Source organism: Inquilinus ginsengisoli, from assembly GCF_031453975.1.
GTDB lineage: Bacteria > Pseudomonadota > Alphaproteobacteria > DSM-16000 > Inquilinaceae > Inquilinus > Inquilinus ginsengisoli_A.
On sequence record NZ_JAVDPW010000010.1, the window covers coordinates 140,178 to 163,217 of the forward strand.

Here is a 23,040-nt window from a genome sequence, read left to right on the forward strand (position 1 = left end):
ACAGAACCGGTCAGGCCTTGGATCGGGCCTCCGCCAGCGTCTGGACGAAGAAATCCTCGACCGGCGCCAGCACCCGGCCGCCGTCATGGCCGACGCCGGGCACGGTGTCCTGGCGCACCGCGATGCCGTGGCGCTCGAAACTCTCCCGCAATGACCGCATGCGGTCCTGGCGGTTGGCGCCGGCCAGGTCGGCCCCGTCCATCCAGCCGGGATCGCTGGGCTTGGTCACGATCTCCCAGGTCTCGGTGTCCTCGGCGCCGATCACCATCTGCACCGCCACCCGCCGCATCGCCGCGATGTCCACCGGCCGGCCGAAGCGGGCCTCGAAATCGCGTAGGCCCACCCACCAGTCATGGTCCCAGTCCAGCAGCGTGACCGAGCCCGGCGCGCCGATGCTGACGCCGAGCAGCCGGTCGGGATGGACGTAGAGGAAGCGGTGGACGAAATGGCCGCCGCCGGAAAAGCCGAACATCAGGAAGCGGTCGGCATCGACCCGGTACTTCGCCGCCACTTCGTCGACCATGGCCAGCAGCAGCAGGTCGAAGCGCATGTCGTGGAAGGCCAGGCGCTTGTAGTTCGACACGTCGGCCGGCTCGATCAGCCCGGCGGGGAACAGCGGCACCAGCAGGATGCAGTCCTGGGCGTCGGCGAAGCGCTTGAAGCCGTTGCGATAGGTGTCGACGGTGCGGCCGGTGCCGTGCATCAGCACAGCCAGGCTGTAGCGCTTGTCGCCGTCCTCCGCGTAGTCGCGCGGCACGTAGAGGCAATAAGAGACGCGCTGGTCGGCCTGAAGGGCGAAGAACGGCGTCTGGCCGAAATCGTAGTAGGACAGCTTGACGCCATGGCCCGGACGGTCGCGCATCGCTCGATCTCCCTGTGCCCGGGTTCGAATCCCGGTCCCTCCGCCATCTTACGACGGCGACCGGTAGCTGCAAGTCGGAATGCATTTTGATAATGCAAAAACCCAATTCGTGATGGAGCGTCTCCCGGCCCAGCGGGGTGGTTTCCACCATGGCCTTTGCGGAGGCTAGGCAAGGTCGCCTAGACTTGCCGGATGCAGCAGGCCGTCGGCGCCAAGGACGATCTTCGGGTGGAGCGCGGCGCCGAGCCGGCACCGTCCAGGCTTCTGGCCCCGTTCTTCGAGGCGCTGGCCTTCCCGATCTTCCGCCTGGTCTGGTTCACCGGGCTGTTCGCCAATCTCGGCGACTGGGCGCAGTCGGTCGCCGCCGCCTGGGAGCTCACCGTCATGGCGGCGAGCCCGCTCCTGATCGCGCTGATCCAGGTGGCGACCGCGGTGCCGCTGGTGCTGCTGTCGCTGCCCACCGGGGCGCTGGCCGACATCTACGACCGACGCAAGATGATCCTGGCCGGGGAGGGGTGCTGCATCCTCGGCGGCCTGATCCTGACCGTGCTCGGCTTCCTCGACCTGCTGGAGCCGTTCGGGCTGATCGGGCTGACCCTCTTGATCGCCGTCGGCTACGCCCTGGAGGGACCGGCCTGGCAGGCGGCGGTCGGCGACATGGTGCCGAAGCCGGCGGTGGCCAGCGCCGTCCTGCTGAACTCGATCAACTACAACGTCGCTCGCGCTTTGGGGCCGGCGATCGGCGGGCTGCTGCTGGCCGCGCTGGGCGCCCCTTGGGTGTTCCTGATCGCCACCGTCAGCTTCGCCGGGCTGGCCACGGCCATCTGGTCCTGGGGCTGGCGGCCGACGCGGTCGACGCTGCCGCCCGAGACCCTGCGCGAGGCGGTGACCGGCGGCCTGCGCTTCGCCCGGCATTCGCTGGTGACGCGGCGGGTGGCGACGCGGTCGATCATCTTCGGCTTCTGCGCCAGCTCGGTCTGGGCGTTGCTGCCGCTGGTCGCGATGGCCCGGATGGGCGACGACGCGGTCGGCTACGGCATCCTGCTCGGCGCGCTGGGTATCGGCGCGGTGTGCGGCGGCTTCATCGTCCAGCCGGCGCGGGACTGGCTGGGCACCAGCTGGCTGATCTCGGTCTCGGCCTTCAGCTTCGCCACGGTGCTGCTGGTCCTCGGCACCGTCCACCTCGTCGCGGTGATCCTGCCGGTGCTGTTCCTCGGCGGCGTCGCCTGGATCGCCGTGGTCTCGACCTACAACACCGCGGTGCAGATGCTGGTGCCGGACTGGGTCAAGGCCCGCGCCATGGCGGTCTACCAGATGGCGCTGTATGGCGGGCTGGCGCTGGGGTCGGTGGTGTGGGGCGCGCTGGCCGAGGGCATCGGCGTCGATGCCGCGCTGGCGGCGAGCGGCGCGACCCTGCTGCTGGGCGCGCTGTGGGCGCTGTGGCGCCTGAAGATCCCGGACATCGCCCTGGTCGACCTGCGATCGGCGCCGGCCCGCAAGCTGGAGCTGCCGGCGCTGCCGATCGATCCGCGGCGCGACGCGGTGATGGTGGTGGTCGAATACCGCATCGATCCGGAGCAGGAGCGCGACTTCGTCCGCGCCACGGCCCGGATGCGCGAGGTCCGGCTGCGCAACGGCGCCAGCCGCTGGTCGCTGTTCCGCGACGCCGCCGACCGGCTGAAATGGAGCGAGGTCTATTTCGTCGACAGCTGGTACCAGCATCTGCGGCTGCTGGCCCGGCTGACCGCCGCCGACCGTGAGCTGATCGACTGCGTCGGCCGGCTGCACCAGGGCCCACCACCGCCGGCGGTCCGCCACGCGGTGAGCTGGCGCAAGCGCGGCCGGAAGGTGCTGGCCGCCAGGAAGGTGAACGACAGCCGGGCGAAGCCGAAGCCGGACCGGCCATCATAGAGCGCCCGTCGCACGCCCGACCCAGGCGCGCGACGGGCGGAGTCTCCGGACTTACGGCGCGCCCGCCGAGAGCTTCTCAAGGACGGCATGGGCCGCCGTGACGCGGGCCGAGATCGGGAAGTTCCGGTTGGCCAGCATCACGATGCCGATCTTGCGGTCCGGCACGAACGCGACATAGGCGCCGAAGCCGTTGGTGGACCCGGTCTTGTTGAACAGGGTCGGTCCCGCCGGGACCTGCGGCGGCGTCAGCGGCGTCGCGGCATTGGCCTCCAGGCTCATCTGGTTGGAGTTGCCGGCCAGCAGCCGATCCAGTGTGACCGGATAGGGATACTGCTCCCAGCCCAGCCCCTGCACCATCCCGCCGACCTTGGAGTAGCCGATATGGGTGCCCTCGATCGCCTGGCGCAGCGGCGGCTCGAGCGTCTCCGGCCGGATGTTGGCCTCGACGAAGCGGATCATGTCGGCGGCGGTGGATTTGACGCCATAGGCTTCGGCGTCGAACACGCCGGGATTCACCCGGACCGGCTGGCCGGCCTTGTTGTAACCCCAGGCATAGGCGTCCATCTCAGCCGCCGGCATCCGGATATGGCTGTGGGCCAGGCCCAGCTTGGCGAAGATCTCGGTCTCGACCAGCCCGGCGAAGTCGGCCTTCATCGCCAGCCCGGCGATATGCCCGAACAGGCCGATGCTGGGGTTGGAATAGCGCCGCTGCGTGCCCGGCGCGGCGTCCGGCTTCCACTTCTGGAAATAGGCCAGCATCTCGGCATCGTTGGTCACCGCATCGGGGAACTGCAGCGGGAATCCGCCCGCCGTGAAGGTGCCGAGGTCGAGCAGGCTGGCCTTGTCGACGGCGGTGCCGCGCAGCTGCGGCATGAAGGTCCCGGGATGATCGTCGAATGAGACCTTGCCGAGGACCTGGGCGGCCGAGGCCAGCGTGGCAGTGAAGGTCTTGCTGACCGAACCGATCTCGAAGATCGTGTCCCGGGTCACCGGCGCGCCGCTCGCCTTCGAGGCCACCCCGTAGTTGAAGAAGTATTCCTGGCCGTCGACCGTCACGGCGACGGCGATGCCGGGCACGTCGTATTGCTGCAGCAGGGGGCGGAAGGCACCGTCCACGGCGGCGGTGACGGCATCGGCGCGATTGGCGGCTTGGCCGGCCATCGGGAACAGGGAGGCGGCGGCCAGGGCCAGCGGCAGGGCCGCCTTTGCGATATCTCTCAAGTGACATCCTCTCCGGGGAAGGGCGCTCGCGGAGCGGCCGGGGGCCTGAGAAAGCAAACCCAATGTGGCGGCAGCGAGGCCGATATCGCGGGCCCGGTCGCGCCTTCTCGGAGCCGCGGCGGCCTATCACACATGCTTCGCCCGCAACCCTTCCATGTGGCGGGCCGCGACGGGGTGCAAGCGGTTGCGCAGGGGGCTAAACCCGGTCGCATGGCGGCATCGGACAGCGCACCGGACCAGCAGTCGTTCGCGACCCAGCGCGACCCGCGGCTGCGCGTGATCATCCCGATGATCGTCGCCATCGCCTTCCTGATGGAGCAGCTCGACTCCACCATCATCACCACCGCGATTCCGGACATGGCGGTCAGCCTCGGCACCACGCCGCTGCGGCTGAACCTGGCGGTGACCACCTACATCCTGACCCTGGCCGTGTTCATCCCGGTCAGCGGCTGGTTCGCCGACCGGTTCGGCGCGCGCCGGATCTTCGCGCTGGCGCTGGGCACCTTCACGGTCGGCTCGGCCCTGTGCGGCATGGCCGACAGTTTCGGCATGCTGCTGGCGATGCGGGCCCTGCAGGGGCTGGGCGGCGCCATGATGACGCCGGTGGGGCGGCTGATCCTGCTGCGCAGCTTTCCGCGCAGCCAGCTGGTCACGGCGATGACCTACATGACCCTGCCGGCGATCCTGGGGCCGGTGATCGGGCCGCTGCTCGGCGGCGTCCTCACCACCTACGCGTCGTGGCGCTGGATCTTCTACGTCAACGTGCCGTTCGGCTGCCTGGGCATCGTGATGGCGCTGCGCTTCATCGAGGATGTCCGCGGCGAGGTCATGGCGCGGTTCGACTATCGCGGCTTCCTGATGGTCGGGGCGGGCGTCGCGCTGCTGCAATACGGCCTCGAGAACATCGGCCGGCCGACCATTCCGGTGCCGGCGATCGGGGCGGTGCTGTTTGCCGCCATCCTGCTGCTGCTGGCCTTCGGGCGCTATGCCCGCCGGGTGCGGGCGCCGGCGGTGGACCTGACGCTGTTCCGCCTGCGGTCGTTCTGGGTCGGCACCCTCGCCGGCGGGCTGTGCCGGATCGGCCTGAACGGGGTGCCGTTCCTGCTGCCGCTGATGCTGCAGGTCGGATTCGGCGAAAGCCCCGTGGTCTCCGGCTCGCTGACCTTCGTCAGCAGCCTCGGCGCGCTGCTGATCCGCCCGGCGCTGTCACCGCTGCTGCGCCGCCTCGGCTTCGACCGGGTTCTGATCCTCAGCGCGGCGCTGGGCTCCGCCGGAGTCGCCGGTTTCGCCCTGATGCAGCCCGACACGCCGCATTGGCTGCTGCTCGGCTACATCTTCCTGTTCGGCCTGCTGCGGTCGATGCAGTTCATGACCTCGAACACGCTGTCCTATGCCGACATGCCGGCCGACAAGCTCAGCCGGGCCACCAGCCTCGGCGGCGTGCTGCAGCAGCTCAGCGTCAGCTTCGGCGTCTCGGTCGGCGCCATGCTGCTGGGCCTCGTCAGCTTCGAGAGCCATGTGCTGACCCCGGAGCGCTTCCATGAGGTGTTCCTGCTGATGGCCATCATCCCGCTGCTCTCGATCCCGGGCTTCCTGTATCTGCGGCCGGAGGACGGCGTGCAGGTCAGCGGCCATCAGCGCCGGAAGCAGCCCGGGGCTCAGTGAGCCGCCTGCTCGTCGCGGAGGCAGATGCGGGCGCGGCCCAACCTCGACCGGATGGTGCCGACCGGGACCTGGAAGCGCTCGGCCGCCTCCTCGTAGGACGCCCCCATGATGGCGACGAGCTCCAGCACCTCGCGATGATGCTTGGACAGCTTGGGCCAGCGCGATTCCAGCTCGCGCAGCTCGATCGCCTGGGTCTGGGTCGCGGGCACCGCGGCATCCCAGTCGTCGATCGGGATCATCTCGGCTTTGTTGTGGGCGCCGCTGACGAATTTGGAGAGGTAGAGGCGGCGCATCATGACCACCAGCCAGGCCATGATGTTGGTGCCGGGCTGCCAGAGATGCAGCTTCAGGGTGGCGCGCAGCATGGTCTCCTGAACCAGGTCGTCGGCATCGGCGGGGTTGCGGGCCAGGGACATGGCGTAGCGCCGGAGATCGGGCATGCAGGGCGCGACGGTCGAAAGGAACTGACGTTCGGTCGCGGCAGAGACTGCAGGCATGGGAGGATACCCCCGTTTGTGAATCTGCCAGACAAACGGAGAGGCCGCGCCAATGTTCCGCCAAGTTTATGTCACCGCATCGTTTTTCTGAGACTAAAGGCGCGCAGAAACGGACAAATCGAGGCAATATGCGGGTCTAATTCTGTTTTATAAACAAATGTTAGTCGGATTTATTTTTGGATACTGACCCGATCTATTATCAAATGATGTACGGAGTTTTTATCAAATGATGTGTTCGGTCATTTTCCAGGTGAGCCAATGACTGCCGTTCACTCTCGGTGCGGCGAGGCGGCCCCCGGCGCTCAGGGCAAGTATTGACGGTCTGATCATCGTCGCGCTCTTTTGCTACGGCCGGGCCGGCCTGGACCCGGACTTCCAGCCCCGTCCTGTCCAGGCCCTCACCTTCGAACAGCTCGAGCAGGCCCTGGTCAGCGCCAGGACCGCCACGCCTTAGGATTGCTCATCCGGGATTGCGTGCGGGCGCGGGGAACTCCGTGCGGGAATGTCCCGTTGCTGCAGGCAGTCCGCCGCGAGGCCGAGGATGTCCGGGAGGAAGACGATGGATGACTGGCGCGCCGCCCGCATGATGGAATCCGAGCATGCGGACCCGTCGCGGTCCACGACGACGAAATCCGTCGACGTCGCGCTCCTCGTCGAGGACGAGCCGCTGATCCGGATGGTGGCGGTCGACCTGCTGGAGGAGCTCGGGACGACGGTCGAGGAGGCCGGATCCGCCGCGGAGGCCCTCGCCGTGATGCAGCGCACCGGCGAGCGGATCGATGTCGCCATCATCGATCTCGGCCTGCCCGATGGCAGCGGCCACGATCTGGCCCTGACGCTGCGGCAGGTGCGGCCGCGGCTGCCCATCGTCATCGCCACCGGCTATTGCCAGGCGGCGGTCCCTCCGTCGCCGTCCGAGGCCTTCGCCTATCTGCAGAAGCCCTACGACCTGGGGATGCTCAAGGCCGCCCTGGCCGAGGTCATGGGGACCTGACCTTACGCCGGGAGGCGGGGCAGGCGCGGTGCAGCGTCTCGGTTGGTTCCGAAATCCGGCCTTCGCCGAGCGGGAGAAAAGACCACTGGAAACGGCGGAGGTTTTTTTGCGGGCGAAGTTGTCGTAGCCTCCGCGGCGTGATGAAACAGTCCCCGCCGCCCCACACCGACGATTCGAACGACCGGGCCGAATTCGAGGGCGCCGCCTATCTGACGCGGGCGCTGCTGGATCAGGTCGTCGCCGAGAGAATGTCGTCGCTCGAATTGGCGACCTGGCTGCGACAGCTGATGATGCGCAAGGACGACCCGCTGTCGGACAACGAGAAGAGCGCGATCGTCTGCACCCTGGCCATCGCTCTTCTCGGCGAGGACGGCCTCGAGTTCGATCCGTCGCAACTGATGGATCTGGTCGACAGCTCGGATCAGGCGATCGCGATCGAGCGCATGATCTGAGGGATCCTCAGAGACCGTTTGGAAATGCGCTGGCGTGAGTCGGCTGGTGGTGGTTTCGAGAACCGGAGAGACCGCTGCCAGACGGCCGCGCCAGTAGCATTTACAAACGGTCTCTCAGCGGATCAGGCCCTCGACGGCGAGCTCCAGCTGCTTCCGTTGGAACGGCTTGCTCAGAACCTGCTCGGCCGGGAAACGCCCGAGGTCATGGTCAAGGTAACCCGTCAGGAACGAGAAGGGGATGTTGCGCCGGCGCAGTTGCTCGGCCACAGGATAGACCAGCGCGTCCTGCCCGAGATGCACATCCAGCAGCGCCGCATCGAGCGGCTGCGTCTCCGAGATCCGGATCGCCTCCTGCAGCGAAGCGCAGGGGCCGACGACCTCCAGACCCATCCGCACCAGGATGTCTTCGACCTGATGCGCCAGGAAGAATTCGTCCTCGACGACGAGGATGCGCTTGGCCGGGGCCGCGTGCGGCACAGGAGCGGCCGTGGGGAGCGATGTCGGCCGGCCGAAGATCTGCGCCAACGCCGCGGGCATCGGCCGCAGCGCTGCCTCGCACAGCAGTCCCAGATCCAGGATCTGCAGGCGGCCGCGTTGCAGCCTGACCGCGCCTGAGCGCTGAAGCTTGCCGATGACACGGTTGGCGTGCACCGGGCTGACCCCGAGGGCCGCGGAGAGATGGCTCTGCGTCAACGGCATCGGCAGGGCGCCGGCCCTGAGCATCTGTCGTGACGCGGCGCGCTCGAACAGGTCGAGGAAGAGAGCGGCCATGCGCTCGGCGGCGGTGCGCTGGCCAAGCGAGAGCAGCGCGTCCTGCAGCTCGATCTGCTTGACCGCCATGAGCGCGATGACGTGTGCTGCGACAGCATCCGCGGGGCGGCGGATGCTGTCCGGCCGGCAGGACCGCAGATGGACATCGGTGATCGCCTCGACGGAGGTCGCCGCGGCCCCGGCGAACTGCGCCTGGAAACCAATGAGGTCGCCCGGCAGCAGGAAGGCGAGGATCTGGCGGCGCCCGTCGGGCAAGGATTTGCAACGGGCCGCCCAACCGGACCGGATCACGGCCAGCGGCGGATTCTGATCACCTTCAGCAAGGATGATCCCGCCCGCCGCAACCTGCATGTCCTGGGCGTCCGGATGCGCCAGCAGAGCCCGGGTTGCGGGATCCAGCATCTCGATCTGCGGACGGGCCACGCCGCGCCGAACGTCGGGGAGGGGGGTGGTTTCGAACCCGTCACCGTTCCCGGTACCGGGAAGCCCTGCCGATGGTGTCGCAGGAGGTTGCATGGCGAAAAACCCGTCGACAATGCAAGGAGCGGCGTGTTCGGCCCCATAACACTTTCGAAGCGCCTTGGTTCCTTGGGAATCCCGCAATGAGGAATCGGGTTGCGCGAACCGGTTTCCGAAGGGGTTGCGCCGGGATCAGCCGGCGGCGTGGCTGGCCGGGTGAGCCGCGCGCGATGCCGGAATCGACTCCCACTCCGCATCCAGGCGGGACGACACATAGCGCTCCCACAGCGCGGTGGAGATGAAGGTGTTGGCGAATTCACTGGAGGCCTCGGGGTGCTGGCGTGCGAAGGCCAGCAAAGCCTTCTCGCAGGCGGTCCATTCGTCGTCGCCGGCCTGACGGCTGCTCTGATAGGCGGCGAGAACCTGATGCTTCGTCGATGCCGGAGCTCGGGTGGCCATGTCGCGATCTTCCTTCGTTCGCATCTGCGAGATTCGGATGCTCGTCGGGAGGGTGATGACGGGCGGTGACAGCTCAATGCCGGACGATGGGAAGTTGTTCCCTCGGCCGCATCGGATCCTGGGTCGTCCCGCCGGACGGCAAGCGAAGGGAACCGGCGACGGGCCCACGACATTGACGCCTCGAGGCAACGACCGATTGCGCAGGACTGCGGATCCCGCCGTGTCTCCGGCCTTTTGCCCGAACACGGACGGTGATCCACATGCCCGAACGGCTCGACCTCAGATCCGGCCAGCCCGTCTGGTCCGCCCACGGCATGCCGGGCATCCCCGCGGCGGCTTTGGACGGGGACCACGAGGCGGATGTCGCCATTGTCGGCGGCGGCGTCTCGGGCGCTCTCGTCGCCGACGCGATCCTGCAGGCCGGCCTCAGCGTCATCGCCATCGATCGCCGCGATTTCGGGCGCGGCTCCTCGGCTGCCAGCACCGCCTTGCTGGCCACCGAGATCGACCGGCCCCTGATCCAGCTGACGGACGAGATCGGCGAGGCGCGGGCCGCCCGGGCCTATTGGCGGTCCGCCGCGGCCGTGGATCACCTCCGGACGCGGATCCGCGACCTGGGCCTGCGCCCGAAGTTCCGGGACCGCCTCTCGGTCTACCTGCCGGGCACCACACTAGGCCTGAAGGATTTGCGCCGGGAGTGCGAGGCCCGGCTGCGGATCGGCCTGCGCTCGCGTTTCGTCGACAGCGTGGCGCTGCATGACCTGACCTCGATCGACGCCGCCGGCGCCATCGTCTCGGCCGGCAATGCCGAGGCCGATCCGCTTCGGCTGGTCGGCGGGCTGTGGCGCTCCGCCGGCCGGAGAGGGGCCGCGTTGCATGCGCCGGTCGAGGCCACAGAGGTCCAGGAGACCCGCTCCGGAATCGTCATCGCCACCGCCGGCGGACCGGAGATCCGCGCCCGCTTCGCCGTCTTCGCCACCGGCTACGAGCTGATGCCGTTCATCCCGCCCGCGGCGCACGACATCAATTCCACCTGGGCGATCGCGACCGCGCCGCAGCCCGACCGGCTGTGGCGCAGCCGGGCGCTGGTGTGGGATGCCAGCGACCCGTATTTCTACGCCCGCACCACCGCGGACGGACGCGTCGTCGCCGGCGGCAAGGACGAGCCCTTCGCCGACGAGGACAAGCGCGACGCGCTGATCGGCAGCAAGAGCGCTGCGATCGCCCGCCGGGTCGCCGCGCTGTGGCCGGCGATCGACCCGACGCCGGACTACCGCTGGACCGGCAGCTTCGGCGAAAGCCGGAGCGGCCTGCCGACCATCGGCCGGATTCCCGGGATGCGCCGCGGCTTCGCAATCCTCGGCTTTGGCGGCAACGGCTTCACCTTCAGCGCGATGGCCGCCCAGTTGATCCCTCGCGCGATCCTGGGCATCCCCGATCCCGACGAGGCGATCTTCGCATTTCCCTGACATCGGCCCGGACGCTGCCGATCGGAGAAAGCGGAACGAAACCATCCGACCCACTATTGGCTAAGCATCAGTCCTTTTCTTGGAGGCCAAAATGGGCCGCGGAATTCTTCTTTGGCTGCTCGGTGTTCCCATCCCGGTGATCATCATCCTGGCGCTTCTGTTCCACTGAGGAGAACCAGGACATGACCACCACATTCTCGGACTCCCGGGGCGTGGTCCCGGTGGCCGCGGAGACCGCTTCAGCGGTGTCCTGGGGCGCGATCTTCGCCGGTGCCGCGGTCGCCGCCGCGGTCACGCTCGCCCTGATGGTCCTGGGCACGGGCTTCGGGCTGTCCATCGTCTCGCCCTGGTCCAACACCGGGGTCGGCGCCGGCACCTTCGCCGTGACCGCGGCGATCGGGTTCCTGGTGATCCAGTGGATCGCCTCCGGCCTCGGCGGCTACGTCACCGGTCGGCTGCGGACCCGCTGGACCGATGTCCACACCGACGAGGTGTTCTTCCGCGACACCGCCCACGGCCTGCTGGCGTGGTGCGTCTCGACCCTGCTCGTCGCAGCACTGCTGGCGTGCATCGCCTTCGGCGCCGCCTCGACCGGGGTGCAGGCCGGGGCAACCGTCGCCGCCGGTGCGGCGCAGGGCGCGACGGCCGCCGCGTCGAACGCCGCGCCAGGCGACCCGACCGGCTACTTCGTCGACCAGCTGTTCCGGCAGCCGCCCGGCAGCCAGGTGGCGACGGCGGACCGGGCCGATGCGCGCCAGGAGGTGACTCGCATCCTGGTGAACGGCGCCGCCACGGGTACGCTGCCGGACGCCGACAAGAGCTACCTCGCCCAGGTCGTGGCGAGCCGGACCGGCCTGAGCCAGGCCGATGCGGAGAAGCGGGTCGGTGAGGTCGTGGCGCAGATCGACGCCGCAACCGTGAAGGCGAAGCAGGCGGCCGATGCCGCCCGCAAGGCCGGCCTGACGACGGCCTTCGCCACCTTCCTGTCGCTGCTGATCGGCGCCTTCATCGCCTCGGTCAGCGCGGCGCTCGGCGGCCGGCTGCGCGACGATCCCTGATCGGTTCGTCGAGGTCCGGACGTGAAAAGGAAACCCCGGCTTCAGCCGGGGTTTTTCTTGAGCGAGACTGGGTCCCCGGCGTATGGCCCGTCTCCAGCCAGCCGATTGATGCACCGGGGCCGGCGCGATAGGCTGGTTTGCCTGCTGCCCCCCGACGGGCGTGCGATCGATGCGATGGGAATGCGGTCACCGGTGCAGAAGATCATCGTCATCGGGGCGGGCCCGGCCGGCTTGAGCGCGGCCATTTGGCTGCGGCGCTTCGACCTCCACCCCATCGTGCTGGACAGCCATGACCGGCCGGGCGGCCAGTTGCTCTCGATCGGCAACCTCATTCCCGACTTTCCGGGAATTCCCGAGGTTGCGGGTCCGGACCTCGCCGCACGGCTTGCGGCGCATGCCTCGGCCCTCGGCGTGCAGATCCGCCAAAACATCGTGGTGGAAGGGATCGATCCGGAGTCCGGCGTCGTTCGGACGACCACGGGGCCGTATGGCTATGACCGGCTGATCATCGCCTCGGGCAGCCGGCAGAAGACCCTCGGCATCCCCGGCGAAGCCGAGATGATCGGGCGCGGCGAGGTGTATTCGGCCTCGCAGGATGCGCAGCGCTTCGCCGGACGGACCGTGGTGATCGTCGGGGGCGGCGACCGCGCCGTCGAAAACGCGCTGCTGCTGGCCGAGGCGGCGGCGCGGGTGGTCCTGGTGCACAGGTCGCCAGTCTTTCGCGGGCAGGACCGCTTCCTCGACCGGATGGCGAAGACCGCAAACATCGAGGTCCGGGCGCCGGCGCGGGTGCTGCGGATCGTCGGACGCGATCGGGTCGAAGGTGTCGAGATCGAGCAGGGCTCCGAAATCCGCATCCTGCCGTGCGCCGCCGTGCTGGTGCGCATCGGGGTCACGGGGAATACGTCTTTCCTGAACGACACCAGCCTGATCGATGAGCGGGGATTCCTGCGCGTCGACGAACGCTGCCGGACCCGCCTGCCGAATGTCTGGGCGATCGGCGATGTCGCGCTGGACCCCTTTTTCGCGTCGATCTCGGCCGGCATCGGCCAGGCCGCGATGGTCGCGAAACAGCTGGTCTAGACTCCAGACGGCTGCCGGTTCGACGGCCGGCAGCCTTCGGGACATTTCGGCTCTCCGAAAATTCGCATAGCGTTTTGATTTCGCCCGGGTTTGGTGAGGATAATAGTCTCCTGTTGAATCTCTCTGCCGTCCAATACAACCTATGAGAGTATGTAGAAATACCCAGGCAGATCGGGGATCGCGGGTGCCGTTTCGGGTCGGCCGACAGGTCAGTTGCAGAAGCAACGAACCGAGACGGACCGAAAAAGCTGGACCCGGCCCCGGTTCTTATGACATATCGATCAACATGACTGCCGAACCGAACCTGACCCGGTCCGGACGCCGTGCCTTCTGCGTGAGATCTACCCGCAGGAACACGGATCGTCGATCGGGGCTCGCCGTCGTTGCAGCCATCGGTGTGGCACTGGTCGCCACCGGATGCGCTCCCACCCAGTCCGGGAAGGGGAGCATCGCTGAACGGCCGACTGTCCAACGACCCGCCGATCCGGGTGTCGTCGCCATTAACGGCGTGCGCTACGTGGCGCGCACCGATCGCGATTCCGTGCAAGTCGGCGACGCCACTTGGTATGGGCCCGGCTTCCACGGCCGGAAGACCGCCAGCGGCGAACGCTTCGACAGCGGTCTCGTCACCGCCGCGCACCGCAGCCTGCCGATGCCCAGCCTGGTCAAGGTCACCAACCTCGACAACGGTCGGACGCTGATCGTCAGGATCAACGACCGCGGCCCGTTCGTGCGGTCGAAGATCATCGACATGTCCGCCCGTGGTGCGGAGTTGCTGGGCTTCCGCGGCAGCGGTTCGGCCCGGGTCAAGATCCAGGTGCTCGAAGAAGAGACGCGCTACCAGGCGCTGCAACTGCAGCGGCAGCAGGCGCGGCGCAGCCAGGTCGCCTCCGCCGGCGGCCCGGCCGATGTCGGCGACGTGCCCTATATCGCCGTCCCGCCGGCGCCGGCGCTGCCCGCCCGGATGCCGGAGATCGTCGGCCGCGCCGAGGACGAGGGGAAGCCGACCGGCCTCTTCGTCGCCGCCGCCAAGGTCACCCGGCCGCAGCAGGTGGCCACGCTGTCCGAAGCTCTGCGCCGCTTCGGACCGGTCTCGACCGCCGCTGGTTCCGGCGCGATCGAACTGCGCATCGGCCCCTTCATCGACCCCAAGGCCGCATCGAGCGCCCTGAAGCAGATCGCCGATGCCGGCTATCCCGGGGCGCGCATCGTCGCGGAGTAACGGCCGGCCAGACGTGGGGAATGCCCGGCCGTCGCAGATGACGGTCTCAATCATCTGGATCATGCGGTCCGCAACTCGCTAGGGTGGGGCTCGCCTGGCCCTGGCGGACGAGACCCGTCCCCGAGGCGAACCATCGGGACGGATCGCTTGAGCACGCGCGGACAGTTCATCACCCTGGAAGGCGGCGAGGGCTCCGGCAAGAGCACCCAGCTCCGCCGCCTCGCCACGACCCTGGCCGAACGCGGCCTGGAGGTCGTGACCACGCGCGAGCCCGGAGGCTCTCCCGGGGCCGAGGCGATCCGCGACCTCCTGGTCAAGGGCGACACCGACCGCTGGGACGCCGTGACTGAGGCTCTGCTCCATTTCGCCGCCCGGCGCGACCATCTGCGCGTCACCGTGCGCCCCGCCCTGGCTCGCGGCGCCTGGGTGGTGTCGGACCGCTACGCCGACAGCTCGCTGGTCTATCAGGGCGTGGGGCAGGGGGTGGATCGCGGCGTGCTCGACACCCTGTTCCAGATCGCGACGGACGGGCTGAAGCCGGACCTCACGCTGCTGCTCGACGTGCCGGTCGAAATCGGCCTGGCGCGGGCCGGCGCCCGGCGCGGGGCCGAGGATCGCTATGAGCGGATGGGCGAGGCGCTGCACCGCCGGCTGCGCGACGGCTTCCTGGCCATCGCCGCGGCCGAGCCGCAGCGCTGCGTCGTGATCGACGCCGCCGGCCCGATCGACGATGTGGCCGCCGCCATCCGGACCGCCGTCGACGCCAGGTTCAAGTTGGGGGCCGTCAGGTGACCGAGCCCCTGCTGGCGCCCCGCGCCAACCCCCGGCTGCTCGGCCATGAGGCGGCGGAGGCGGCGTTCCTGGACGCGTTCCGCGCCGGCCGGCTGCCGCATGCCTGGCTGATCACCGGCCCATCCGGCATCGGCAAGGCCACCTTTGCTCATCGTGTCGCCCGCTTCCTGATGGCCGGCGGCCGCCCTGACGCGGCAGGTCTCGACCTGCCGCTGGAGCACCCGACCTTCCGCCGCGCCGCCGCCGGCGGCCATGCCGACCTGCTGACCATCGAGCGCAACAACGGCGACGACGAGCGCAAGCGCCGCAGCCGCGAGATCCCGGTCGAGGAGATCCGGCGCATCGACCCGTTCCTGCGCCTGACCGCGGCCGAGGGCGCCTGGCGCGCCGTCATCGTCGACGAGGCCGAGGCGATGAACCGCAACGGCGCCAACGCCCTGCTGAAGATCCTGGAGGAGCCGCCGGCCCGCGCCATCCTGCTGCTGACCTGCGGCAACCCCGGCGCGCTGCTGCCCACCATCCGCTCACGCTGCCGGCACCTGGCGCTGGAGCCGCTGCCGGATGCGACGGTCGACCGGCTGCTGGCCGAGCACGCGCCGGAGCTGGATCCAGCCGACCGGGCGGCGCTGGTGCGCCTGGCCGAGGGCAGCATCGGCCGCGCCACGTCGCTGCTGGAGGAGGGCGGGCTCGGCCTCTATCGCGACATGGTGGCGCTGCTGGACGACTTCCCGCGGGTCGATTTCCGCGCCGTGCACAAGATGGGCGACCGGATCGGGCCGGTGGCCGCCGAATCGAGCTGGCGGCTGTTCACCGAGCTGCTGGTCTGGTGGATGGCGCGGCTGGCCCGCGCCGCCGCCCGCGGCACCGAGCCGCCCGAGATCGTGGCGGGCGAGGGGACGGTGATGCAGCGTGTGGTCGGTGCGGTCGGCAGGGCCGGCGGCCTTGATCGCTGGGTGGAGCTGTGGGACAACACCCGCCGTCTGTTCGCCCAGGCGGACGGGTCCAACCTCGATCGGAAGCAGGTCCTCCTGCAGGCGTTCATCGGCATCGAGCGCGCCTGCAACAGCTGACCGCCGCCACAGCACGAAAAGAGGCCGCGATGTCGGCGCCGAAGCCCTTCTACATCACCACCCCGATCTACTACGTCAACGACAAGCCGCATATCGGCCACGCCTACACCACGCTCGCCTGCGACGTGCTGGCGCGGTTCAAGCGGCTCGACGGCTATGACGTGCATTTCCTGACCGGCACCGACGAGCACGGCCAGAAGGTGCAGAAGGCGGCCGAGCTGGCCGGGATCGACCCGCAGGCCTTCACCGACCAGGTCAGCCAGAATTTCCGCGACCTGGCCGCGGCGATGAACTTCAGCAACGACGACTTCATCCGCACCACCGAGCCGCGCCACATCAAGGCGTCGCAGGCGATCTGGGAGGCGATGAAGGCCAATGGCGACATCTATCTTGGCGGCTATGCCGGCTGGTACTCGGTGCGCGACGAGGCGTTCTACGGCGAGGACGAGCTGACCATTGTCGACGGCAAGCGCATCGCCCCGACCGGCGCCGAATGCGACTGGGTGGAGGAGCCGAGCTACTTCTTCCGCCTGTCGGCCTGGGGCGACCGGCTGCTGGCCTTCTACGAGGCCAACCCGGACTTCATCGCGCCGGAATCGCGCCGCAACGAGGTCATCGCCTTCGTGAAGTCGGGGCTGCGCGACCTGTCGATCAGCCGCACCACCTTCAACTGGGGGGTGAAGGTGCCAGGCGACGAGGCGCACATCATGTATGTGTGGGTCGACGCGCTGACCAACTACCTCACCGCGGTCGGCTATCCCGACACCCAGGCCGAGAGCTTCAAGCGCTTCTGGCCGGCCGACCTGCACATGGTCGGCAAGGACATCCTGCGTTTCCACGCCCTGTACTGGCCCGCCTTCCTGATGTCGGCCGGCCTGCCGGTGGTGAAGCGCGTCTTCGCCCATGGCTGGTGGACCAATGAGGGCCAGAAGATCTCGAAGTCGCTCGGTAACGTGATCGACCCGCTGGAGCTGGTGGAGACCTACGGCCTCGACCCGGTGCGGTACTTCCTGCTGCGCGAGGTCTCGTTCGGCCAGGACGGCGACTTCTCGCGCCGCGCCATGGTCCAGCGCACCAATGGCGAGCTGGCCAACGGCTTCGGCAACCTTGCCCAGCGTGTGCTGTCGATGATCGCCAAGAACTGCGACGGCCGCGTGCCGCAGCCCGGCCCCCTGACCGAGGTCGACCGCGGGCTGCTGGACCAGCTGCCGGCGCTGCTGGAGACGCTGCGTCGCGAATTCGACGCCCAGGCCTTCCATCGCGGGCTGGAGGCGGTGTGGACCGTCGTCGGCGAGGCCAACCGCTATGTCGACGAGCAGGCGCCCTGGACCCTGCGCAAGACCGACCCCGCGCGGATGGCCACAGTGCTGTGGGTGCTGGCCGAGACGGTGCGGCGCCTGTCGATCCTGGTGCAGCCGATCATGCCGCAGGCGATGGCGAAGACGCTCGACCAGTTGGCCGTGGCGGACGACGCGCGCAGCTTCGCCCGGGTCGGCGACGCCGATGCCCTGGTGCCCGGCACGCCGCTGCCGAAGCCCGAGGGCGTGTTCCCGCGCTATATCGAGCCGGAGAGCGCCGCCTGATGCTGGTCGACAGTCACTGCCACCTGGATTTCCCGGATTTCGCCGCGGAGATCGACGATGTGGTCGGCCGCGCCACGGCCGCCGGAATCGGCTGCATGCTGACCATCTGCACCCGGCCGGAGCGGCTGCCGGCGACCATCGCCCTGGTCGAGCGCTTTCCGATGCTCTACGGCGCGGTCGGGGTGCACCCGCATGAGGCCAAGGACTTCACCGACCTCACGGTCGAGGAGATCCTCGACCTCACCACCCATCCGAAGATCGTCGGCATCGGCGAGACCGGCCTCGACTACCACTACGGGTTGAGTCCGGCCGAGGCGCAGCAGGAGGGCTTCCGCCGCCACATCCGCGCCGCCCGCATCGCCGACCTGCCGATCATTGTCCACACCCGCGAGGCCGAGGCCGACACGCTGCGGATCCTGGAAGAGGAGGGGCAGGGCGGCGACCGGCCACCGCTGCGCGGCATCATCCATTGCTTCAGCGGAACGCGGCAACTGGCTGAAGAATCAGTGAAACTCGGGCTTCATATCTCGCTGTCCGGGATCGTGACCTTCAACAAGTCCGAGGACATCCGCGCCACCGCCAAGGACGTCCCGCTCGACCGCATCCTGGTCGAGACCGACGCGCCCTACCTCGCGCCGGTGCCGAAGCGCGGCAAGCGCAACGAGCCCGCCTTCGTCGCCCACACCGCCCAGCGCGTGGCCGAGCTGCACGGCCTTCCAAGCTCAGATTTTGCGCGAAGGACGACGGACAACTTCTTCAACCTGTTCACGAAAATTCCGAGACAAGAGGCCTGAGCGATGCGCGTGACGGTCCTCGGCTGCGGCGGTTCGATGGGCGTGCCGATGGTCGGCGGCATCTGGGGCACCTGCGACCCGGCCAATCCGCGCAACCGCCGGCGGCGGCCGTCGATCCTGGTGCAGAGCGACACCACCACAATCCTGGTCGACACCTCGCCGGACCTGCGCGAGCAGCTGCTGGACCACGAGGTGAAGCGGGTCGACGCGCTGCTCTACACCCACGCCCATGCCGATCACATCCACGGCATCGACGACCTGCGGCCGCTGGCCTTCAAGCAGCCGATCAACACCTACATGGACGCGGCGGTGCGGCAGGAGCTGGAGGAACGCTTCGGCTACACCATGACCTCGGTCGAGATGGACCGAGGCTTCTACCACCCGTTCCTGGTGCCGCATGTGCTGGAGGGGCCGTTCCGGATCGGCGACATCGACATCGTGCCATTCGAGCAGGACCACGGCCGCAGCCTGTCGATGGGCTACCGCTTCGGCAGCTTCGCCTATTCGACCGATGTGGTGCGGCTGGACGATCGGGCCTGGGCGGCGCTGGAGGGGGTCGAGAGCTGGATGGTCGATGCCACGCGGGAGGAGCCGCATGTCTCCCACGCCCATCTGGAACTGACCCTGGAATGGATCGAGCGGCTCAAGCCCAAGCGGGCCTGGCTGACCCACATGAACCACCAGATGGACTACGACCGGCTGTGCGCGCGGCTGCCGGCGCATGTCCGGCCGGCCCATGACGGGCTGGTGATCGAATACAGCTGAGAGCCGGGGCGGCGAGCCGCCGCCCCTCAGATGCTCAGCGGCGCGGGCCGCCCGGCCGGCGCGGCGCGGGGCCGGCGGCGGACTGGGCCGCGGCGGCACGGTCGGCCAGCGCCAGTTCGGTCTTCAGCTCCGCGATCTTGCGGTCCATGGCGGCGCGCAGGGTCGAGGAGGTGTGCATGCCGAGATGGGCGCGCTTCTGCTCCAGCTCCTGCAGCTGCTTTTCCTTTTCCTGGCGGTTCCGGCGAATCGGGGCGCCATCGGACCGTTGCCCGTCGAACGAACGCATGTCGATACCTTAGCTGGGTTTCGAAGGGATGCCCGGACATGACCCCGAAGGCCACGCCGCATCCGCGGAGGCGATGGCCTAGCCGATCTGGGGACGATTGCGCAAGCTGGTATGTGCTCCGGCCCCGCGCTAGGGTCGCCCGATCACAGCGAACGGGCGGGATATGGACGGGGAGGGCATCGTGCGGCCATCGAAGCGCATCCTGCGGCCCTGGCGTGCCCTGCTGGCCGCCTGCGCGCTGATTCTCGTGGCCGCGCCGCAGGCCGGCGCCGGCCCGAAGGAAGACCGCTTCCGCATCACCGACGAGCTCGGGCAGGGCCAGATCGAGGAGCTGATCACGGTCGGCATCGACGGCCGCACCATCGGCGTGCTGCACGTCACCAAGGACGAGCCGACCGCCGAGCTGTCGGTCAAGGTGCCGCCCGGGCGCACGCTGCGCTACGAGCTGTGCGGCTTCCTGATCGTCGAGACGCCGGAGGGCGGGCGGCAGCAGCACCCGGTCAACCACACCGGCACGATCCAGAACGCCGCGGGGCGCGAGCTGCGCGCCTTCAACTCGAACAACGAGATCTTCTACCTGCAGGACGGGTCGCCCGGCGACGGCGACGCGGCGCAGACCGTGATCGGCGGGGCCGGGCAATGCGCCCAGCCCGTCGCCCTGCAGGACGGGATTCGGGCCGGCACTCCGCCGGCCGCGTGACGCCAACGACATTCGACAGGTAGGACGACAGCCATGCAGAAGCCCTGGATCGCCGACGAGGCGCGTTACGAGGCCGCGAAGTTCCGCCGTTCCGGCCGCAGCGGCCTCCAGCTGCCGGAGATCTCGCTCGGCCTGTGGCAGAACTTCGGCGGGGTCGACCACTACCAGACCGGCCGCGCCGTGCTGCGCCGCGCCTTCGACCGCGGCGTCACCCATTTCGACCTGGCCAACAACTACGGCCCGCCCTACGGCTCGGCCGAGGAGAATTTCGGCCGGATCTTCGCCGCCGATTTCCAGCCCTACCGCGACGAGCTGCTGATCTCGACCAAGGCCGGCTACGACATGTGGCCGGGCCCCTACGGCAATTTCGGCTCGCGCAAATACCTGATCGCCAGCCTGGACCAGAGCCTCAAGCGCATGGGGCTCGACTATGTCGACATCTTCTACTCCCACCGCCTCGACCCAGAGACGCCGCTCGAGGAGACCATGGGTGCGCTCGACCATGTCGTGCGCCAGGGCAAGGCGCTCTATGTCGGCATCTCCTCCTACTCGCCGGAGGCGACGCGCCAGGCCGCCGCGATCCTGAAGGACCTCGGCACGCCCTGCCTGATCCACCAGCCTTCCTATTCCATGCTCAACCGCTGGGTCGAGGACGGGCTGCTCGATGCGCTGGAGGAGCTGGGCATCGGCTGCATCGCCTTCTCGCCGCTGGCGCAGGGCATGCTGACCTCGAAGTACCTCGACGGCGTGCCCGAGGATTCGCGGGCCAAGCGCGGCGGGTCGCTGCGGCCGGCGCTGCTGTCGGAGGGCAACATCGCGCGCATCCGCGGGCTGAACGGGATCGCCAAGCGCCGCGGCCAGACCCTGGCCCAGATGGCGCTGACCTGGGTGCTGCGCGACCCGCGCGTCACCTCGGCCCTGATCGGCGCGCGGTCGGTGGCCCAGCTCGACGACAGCCTGGACGCGCTGAAGGGCGCGCCCCTGACCGCCGAGGAGCTGGCCGAGATCGACCGGCACGCCCTGGATGGCGGCATCGACCTGTGGCGGACGTCCTCGACCGCGAAGGCGGCGGGGTAGGAGGGGTCGTCAGACCCGCTCCACACTTCGGTTCTTTCACTGTCATGCCCGGGCTTGACCCGGGCATCCAGGGGTTTTCGAAGGCGGTTCTTGGTGGCCCCTGGATTGCCGGGTCAAGCCCGGCAATGACAGCTATGGGTTGTTGTCAGCGAGCCCGGAGGCTCACCGACGCTTTCCTCCGCGCCGCCAAGGCGGAGATGAAGCCGGCATAGCTCCAGCCCAGGTGCTTGGCTGACGTCTGCGCCCCGGTCGTCCGGTCGAACTGCTCGGACAAGGCGCCGTCATCGGGCGTGTAAGCCCGGACCGTCGCGAGGAAGGCGTCGCCGCGGGCCAGGAAGGCGTCCGCCAGCCGCCGGCGTCCGGCCGGGGATGCGGCGTCCTCCGCGCGGGGCTCGGCGCCCAGCGCCCGGGCCACGAAGCCGCGGTTGTCGGCGGTCAGCGCGAAATCCGTGCCGCCGGCCAGCGCCCCGGCCAGGCGGAAATGGAACTCCGCGGCGCCCAGCGTCGCGATGTACCAGGCGCCGCCGCCGTAATACTGGTCCTCGCGGTAGCGGCCCAGCGCCGGAGCCCGACCGGACGGGCGGTCCTGGTTGATCGGGTAGAGCCCGGCGAACAGGTCCTCGAGAGCGGCCAGCGTCGCCTGGGCGCGCGGATCCAGCACACTGTGCGGACCGTCGGTCAGGCCGGCATGCAGCACGCCGAGGATGACAGCGATGTCGAGCGCCCGGCGCGGCGCGTCGGACGACGCCGGCAGCAGGCTGGCATAGGCCCCGGCATCGGCCTGCCAATGGCCGTCCAGCGCCGTCGCCAGCGCCGCCGACGCCTGCCGGCATCGGTCGGCGGTCCCGGCATCGCCCTGCGCCTCCAGCCACCCGGCGCCCTCGCGCAGGGCGGCGCATTGCACGGCCTGGGTGTAGTAGTCGTGGCCGAGGCTGTCTTCCCAGATCTCGAAGCTCGGTTCGCGGTGATGCGCCAGGGTGAAGGCGAGGTCGATGTGAAGCAGCTCGGCTGCCCCGGCCCGGTCCAGCCCGTCGAGGTCCAGGCCGCGCAGCAGGGTCAGGGCACGCAGCGCCGGCCCGTCATGCTGCGGCCGCGACCAGTTCAGCGTGTCCAGGGTGCCGTCCGGATTGACCCGGACCTCGCCCCAGATGCGGTCGCCGGCCACGCCGCGCAGATCGGCATCGGAGCGGACATGCTGGACGAAGGCGGGATCGACGCCGCGCTTCGGGTCGCCCGCAGCCAGGACCGCCGCACCGGTCAGGCCGCGCAGATCCAGGCTGAAGCGGATGAAGTCGCGGACCAGGCCGGCATCCGCGGCCGGCCGGCTGCCGTCGGCGATCGCGATCCGCAGCGCATCCATCACCAGCGCCGAATCCCGGTACCAGTGGAAGAAATAGTCGGGATCGGGGTCGTAGGCCCCCATCACCGCCGTCGCCACCACCGAGCCGGGCTTCGGCACGATGCGCTGGCGGAACGGCGGCCGCTGCTTGACCAGATGGGTGGCGGAGACGCCGAGCGTCAGGTTGCGGGCGGAGACGGCGTATTGCCGCTCCGCCCAGCCGGCCAAGCCGGGGCCGTCAGACCGCATCAAGCGTCAATCAGCCCAAGACGGGTTTCGATCCGGTCGAGCCGCCGTTCGACCTTGTCGAACCGCACAGAGTGCTCGGCCAGAACGACCTCGATGCGCGCGGTGTTGACCTCGAGCCGCCCGACGCGGGCGGTCAGGTCGTCCATGCGGTCGAGCAAACGGTCCGTGCCGGCGCGGAGGTGCCGGAGATGCTCAAGGACCAGATTCTCGGTGCTCTCGTTCATGATCACACCAGTCTAGCAGAATTCGGGCGGGAAGGGCG

23 protein-coding genes are annotated in these 23,040 nt (G+C 69.1%); 15 read left to right on the forward strand and 8 right to left on the reverse strand.

Annotated elements, in window-relative coordinates; all coding sequences use genetic code 11:
• Nucleotides 1-10: 10 nt before the first annotated feature.
• Nucleotides 11-862 (reverse strand): alpha/beta hydrolase family protein, encoded by an 852-nt coding sequence (locus E9232_RS26930; RefSeq protein ID WP_309799369.1) that lies wholly within the window; start codon nt 860-862, stop codon nt 11-13.
• Between the two features lie 192 nt (nt 863-1,054).
• Here E9232_RS26930 and E9232_RS26935 point away from each other — a divergent pair, with 192 nt between their 5' ends.
• Nucleotides 1,055-2,773 (forward strand): MFS transporter, encoded by a 1,719-nt coding sequence (locus E9232_RS26935; protein ID WP_309799371.1) that lies wholly within the window; start codon nt 1,055-1,057, stop codon nt 2,771-2,773.
• 51 nt (nt 2,774-2,824) lie between these two features.
• Here the strand turns inward: E9232_RS26935 and ampC are convergent, their stop codons facing one another.
• Entirely contained in the window at nt 2,825-3,934 is a 1,110-nt protein-coding gene (gene ampC, locus E9232_RS26940) for a class C beta-lactamase (RefSeq protein WP_374710660.1), read from the reverse strand.
• Between the two features lie 270 nt (nt 3,935-4,204).
• Between ampC and E9232_RS26945 the strand changes: the two genes are divergently transcribed.
• Nucleotides 4,205-5,659 carry a DHA2 family efflux MFS transporter permease subunit gene (locus E9232_RS26945; RefSeq protein ID WP_309799375.1) on the forward strand — a complete coding sequence of 485 codons (1,455 nt, stop codon included), beginning with the start codon at nt 4,205-4,207 and terminating at the stop codon, nt 5,657-5,659.
• On the opposite strand, the gene E9232_RS26950 is transcribed toward E9232_RS26945, so the two are convergent.
• The gene (locus E9232_RS26950) at nt 5,653-6,156 is read right to left on the reverse strand and encodes a sigma-70 family RNA polymerase sigma factor (protein WP_309799377.1); all 504 of its coding nucleotides are present in this window, start codon (nt 6,154-6,156) and stop codon (nt 5,653-5,655) included. The genes E9232_RS26945 and E9232_RS26950 overlap by 7 nt on opposite strands.
• 559 nt (nt 6,157-6,715) lie before the next feature.
• Between E9232_RS26950 and E9232_RS26955 the strand changes: the two genes are divergently transcribed.
• Entirely contained in the window at nt 6,716-7,150 is a 435-nt protein-coding gene (locus E9232_RS26955) for a response regulator (protein ID WP_309799379.1), read from the forward strand.
• 140 nt (nt 7,151-7,290) lie between these two features.
• Nucleotides 7,291-7,602 carry a hypothetical protein gene (locus tag E9232_RS26960; protein ID WP_309799380.1) on the forward strand — a complete coding sequence of 104 codons (312 nt, stop codon included), beginning with the start codon at nt 7,291-7,293 and terminating at the stop codon, nt 7,600-7,602.
• 114 nt (nt 7,603-7,716) lie between these two features.
• On the opposite strand, the gene E9232_RS26965 is transcribed toward E9232_RS26960, so the two are convergent.
• Both E9232_RS26965 and E9232_RS26970 read right to left on the reverse strand, forming a co-directional pair.
• A complete protein-coding gene (locus E9232_RS26965) occupies nt 7,717-8,775 on the reverse strand; it encodes a helix-turn-helix domain-containing protein (RefSeq protein ID WP_309799382.1) in 1,059 nt (352 codons plus the stop codon).
• A 249-nt stretch (nt 8,776-9,024) separates the two neighbouring features.
• Entirely contained in the window at nt 9,025-9,315 is a 291-nt protein-coding gene (locus E9232_RS26970) for a hypothetical protein (protein WP_309799384.1), read from the reverse strand.
• Nucleotides 9,316-9,551: 236 nt separating this feature from the next.
• On the opposite strand from E9232_RS26970, the gene E9232_RS26975 reads away from it, so the two are divergent.
• From E9232_RS26975 to E9232_RS27015, 9 genes are all read left to right on the forward strand, one after another.
• Nucleotides 9,552-10,760, forward strand: a complete 1,209-nt coding sequence (locus E9232_RS26975) for an NAD(P)/FAD-dependent oxidoreductase (protein WP_309799386.1) — start codon at nt 9,552-9,554, stop codon at nt 10,758-10,760.
• Nucleotides 10,761-10,942: 182 nt separating this feature from the next.
• Nucleotides 10,943-11,818 carry a hypothetical protein gene (locus E9232_RS26980; protein ID WP_309799388.1) on the forward strand — a complete coding sequence of 292 codons (876 nt, stop codon included), beginning with the start codon at nt 10,943-10,945 and terminating at the stop codon, nt 11,816-11,818.
• Between the two features lie 192 nt (nt 11,819-12,010).
• Nucleotides 12,011-12,901, forward strand: coding sequence for an NAD(P)/FAD-dependent oxidoreductase (locus E9232_RS26985; RefSeq protein ID WP_309799390.1), 891 nt, complete (start codon nt 12,011-12,013; stop codon nt 12,899-12,901).
• Nucleotides 12,902-13,187: 286 nt separating this feature from the next.
• On the forward strand, nt 13,188-14,123 hold the full coding sequence (locus E9232_RS26990; RefSeq protein WP_309799391.1) for a septal ring lytic transglycosylase RlpA family protein: 936 nt from the start codon (nt 13,188-13,190) through the stop codon (nt 14,121-14,123).
• Between the two features lie 147 nt (nt 14,124-14,270).
• A complete protein-coding gene (gene tmk / locus E9232_RS26995; protein WP_309799393.1) occupies nt 14,271-14,915 on the forward strand; it encodes a dTMP kinase in 645 nt (214 codons plus the stop codon).
• Nucleotides 14,912-15,985: a DNA polymerase III subunit delta' gene (locus tag E9232_RS27000; protein ID WP_309799394.1), complete on the forward strand. Its 1,074-nt coding sequence runs from the start codon at nt 14,912-14,914 to the stop codon at nt 15,983-15,985. Before tmk ends, E9232_RS27000 begins: the two co-directional genes overlap by 4 nt.
• A gap of 29 nt (nt 15,986-16,014) precedes the next feature.
• Nucleotides 16,015-17,568, forward strand: a complete 1,554-nt coding sequence (gene metG / locus E9232_RS27005; protein ID WP_309799395.1) for a methionine--tRNA ligase — start codon at nt 16,015-16,017, stop codon at nt 17,566-17,568.
• Complete coding sequence (locus tag E9232_RS27010; protein ID WP_309799397.1) at nt 17,568-18,362, forward strand: TatD family hydrolase; 795 nt, start codon at nt 17,568-17,570, stop codon at nt 18,360-18,362. The genes metG and E9232_RS27010 overlap by 1 nt, the downstream gene beginning before the upstream one ends.
• Before the next feature lie 3 nt (nt 18,363-18,365).
• Nucleotides 18,366-19,127: an MBL fold metallo-hydrolase gene (locus E9232_RS27015; RefSeq protein ID WP_309799399.1), complete on the forward strand. Its 762-nt coding sequence runs from the start codon at nt 18,366-18,368 to the stop codon at nt 19,125-19,127.
• 34 nt (nt 19,128-19,161) lie between these two features.
• Here E9232_RS27015 and E9232_RS27020 read toward each other — a convergent pair whose 3' ends face one another.
• Complete coding sequence (locus E9232_RS27020; protein ID WP_309799401.1) at nt 19,162-19,413, reverse strand: hypothetical protein; 252 nt, start codon at nt 19,411-19,413, stop codon at nt 19,162-19,164.
• Nucleotides 19,414-19,594: 181 nt separating this feature from the next.
• Between E9232_RS27020 and E9232_RS27025 the strand changes: the two genes are divergently transcribed.
• A complete protein-coding gene (locus tag E9232_RS27025; RefSeq protein ID WP_309799403.1) occupies nt 19,595-20,113 on the forward strand; it encodes a hypothetical protein in 519 nt (172 codons plus the stop codon).
• A gap of 33 nt (nt 20,114-20,146) precedes the next feature.
• Nucleotides 20,147-21,190 carry an L-glyceraldehyde 3-phosphate reductase gene (gene mgrA, locus E9232_RS27030; RefSeq protein ID WP_309799405.1) on the forward strand — a complete coding sequence of 348 codons (1,044 nt, stop codon included), beginning with the start codon at nt 20,147-20,149 and terminating at the stop codon, nt 21,188-21,190.
• Between the two features lie 145 nt (nt 21,191-21,335).
• Here the strand turns inward: mgrA and E9232_RS27035 are convergent, their stop codons facing one another.
• Together E9232_RS27035 and E9232_RS27040 are read right to left on the reverse strand one after the other, a co-directional pair.
• Nucleotides 21,336-22,778 (reverse strand): glycoside hydrolase family 15 protein, encoded by a 1,443-nt coding sequence (locus E9232_RS27035; RefSeq protein ID WP_309799406.1) that lies wholly within the window; start codon nt 22,776-22,778, stop codon nt 21,336-21,338.
• A complete protein-coding gene (locus E9232_RS27040; RefSeq protein ID WP_309799408.1) occupies nt 22,778-23,002 on the reverse strand; it encodes a hypothetical protein in 225 nt (74 codons plus the stop codon). The genes E9232_RS27035 and E9232_RS27040 overlap by 1 nt, the downstream gene beginning before the upstream one ends.
• Between the last annotated feature and the right edge of the window lie 38 nt (nt 23,003-23,040).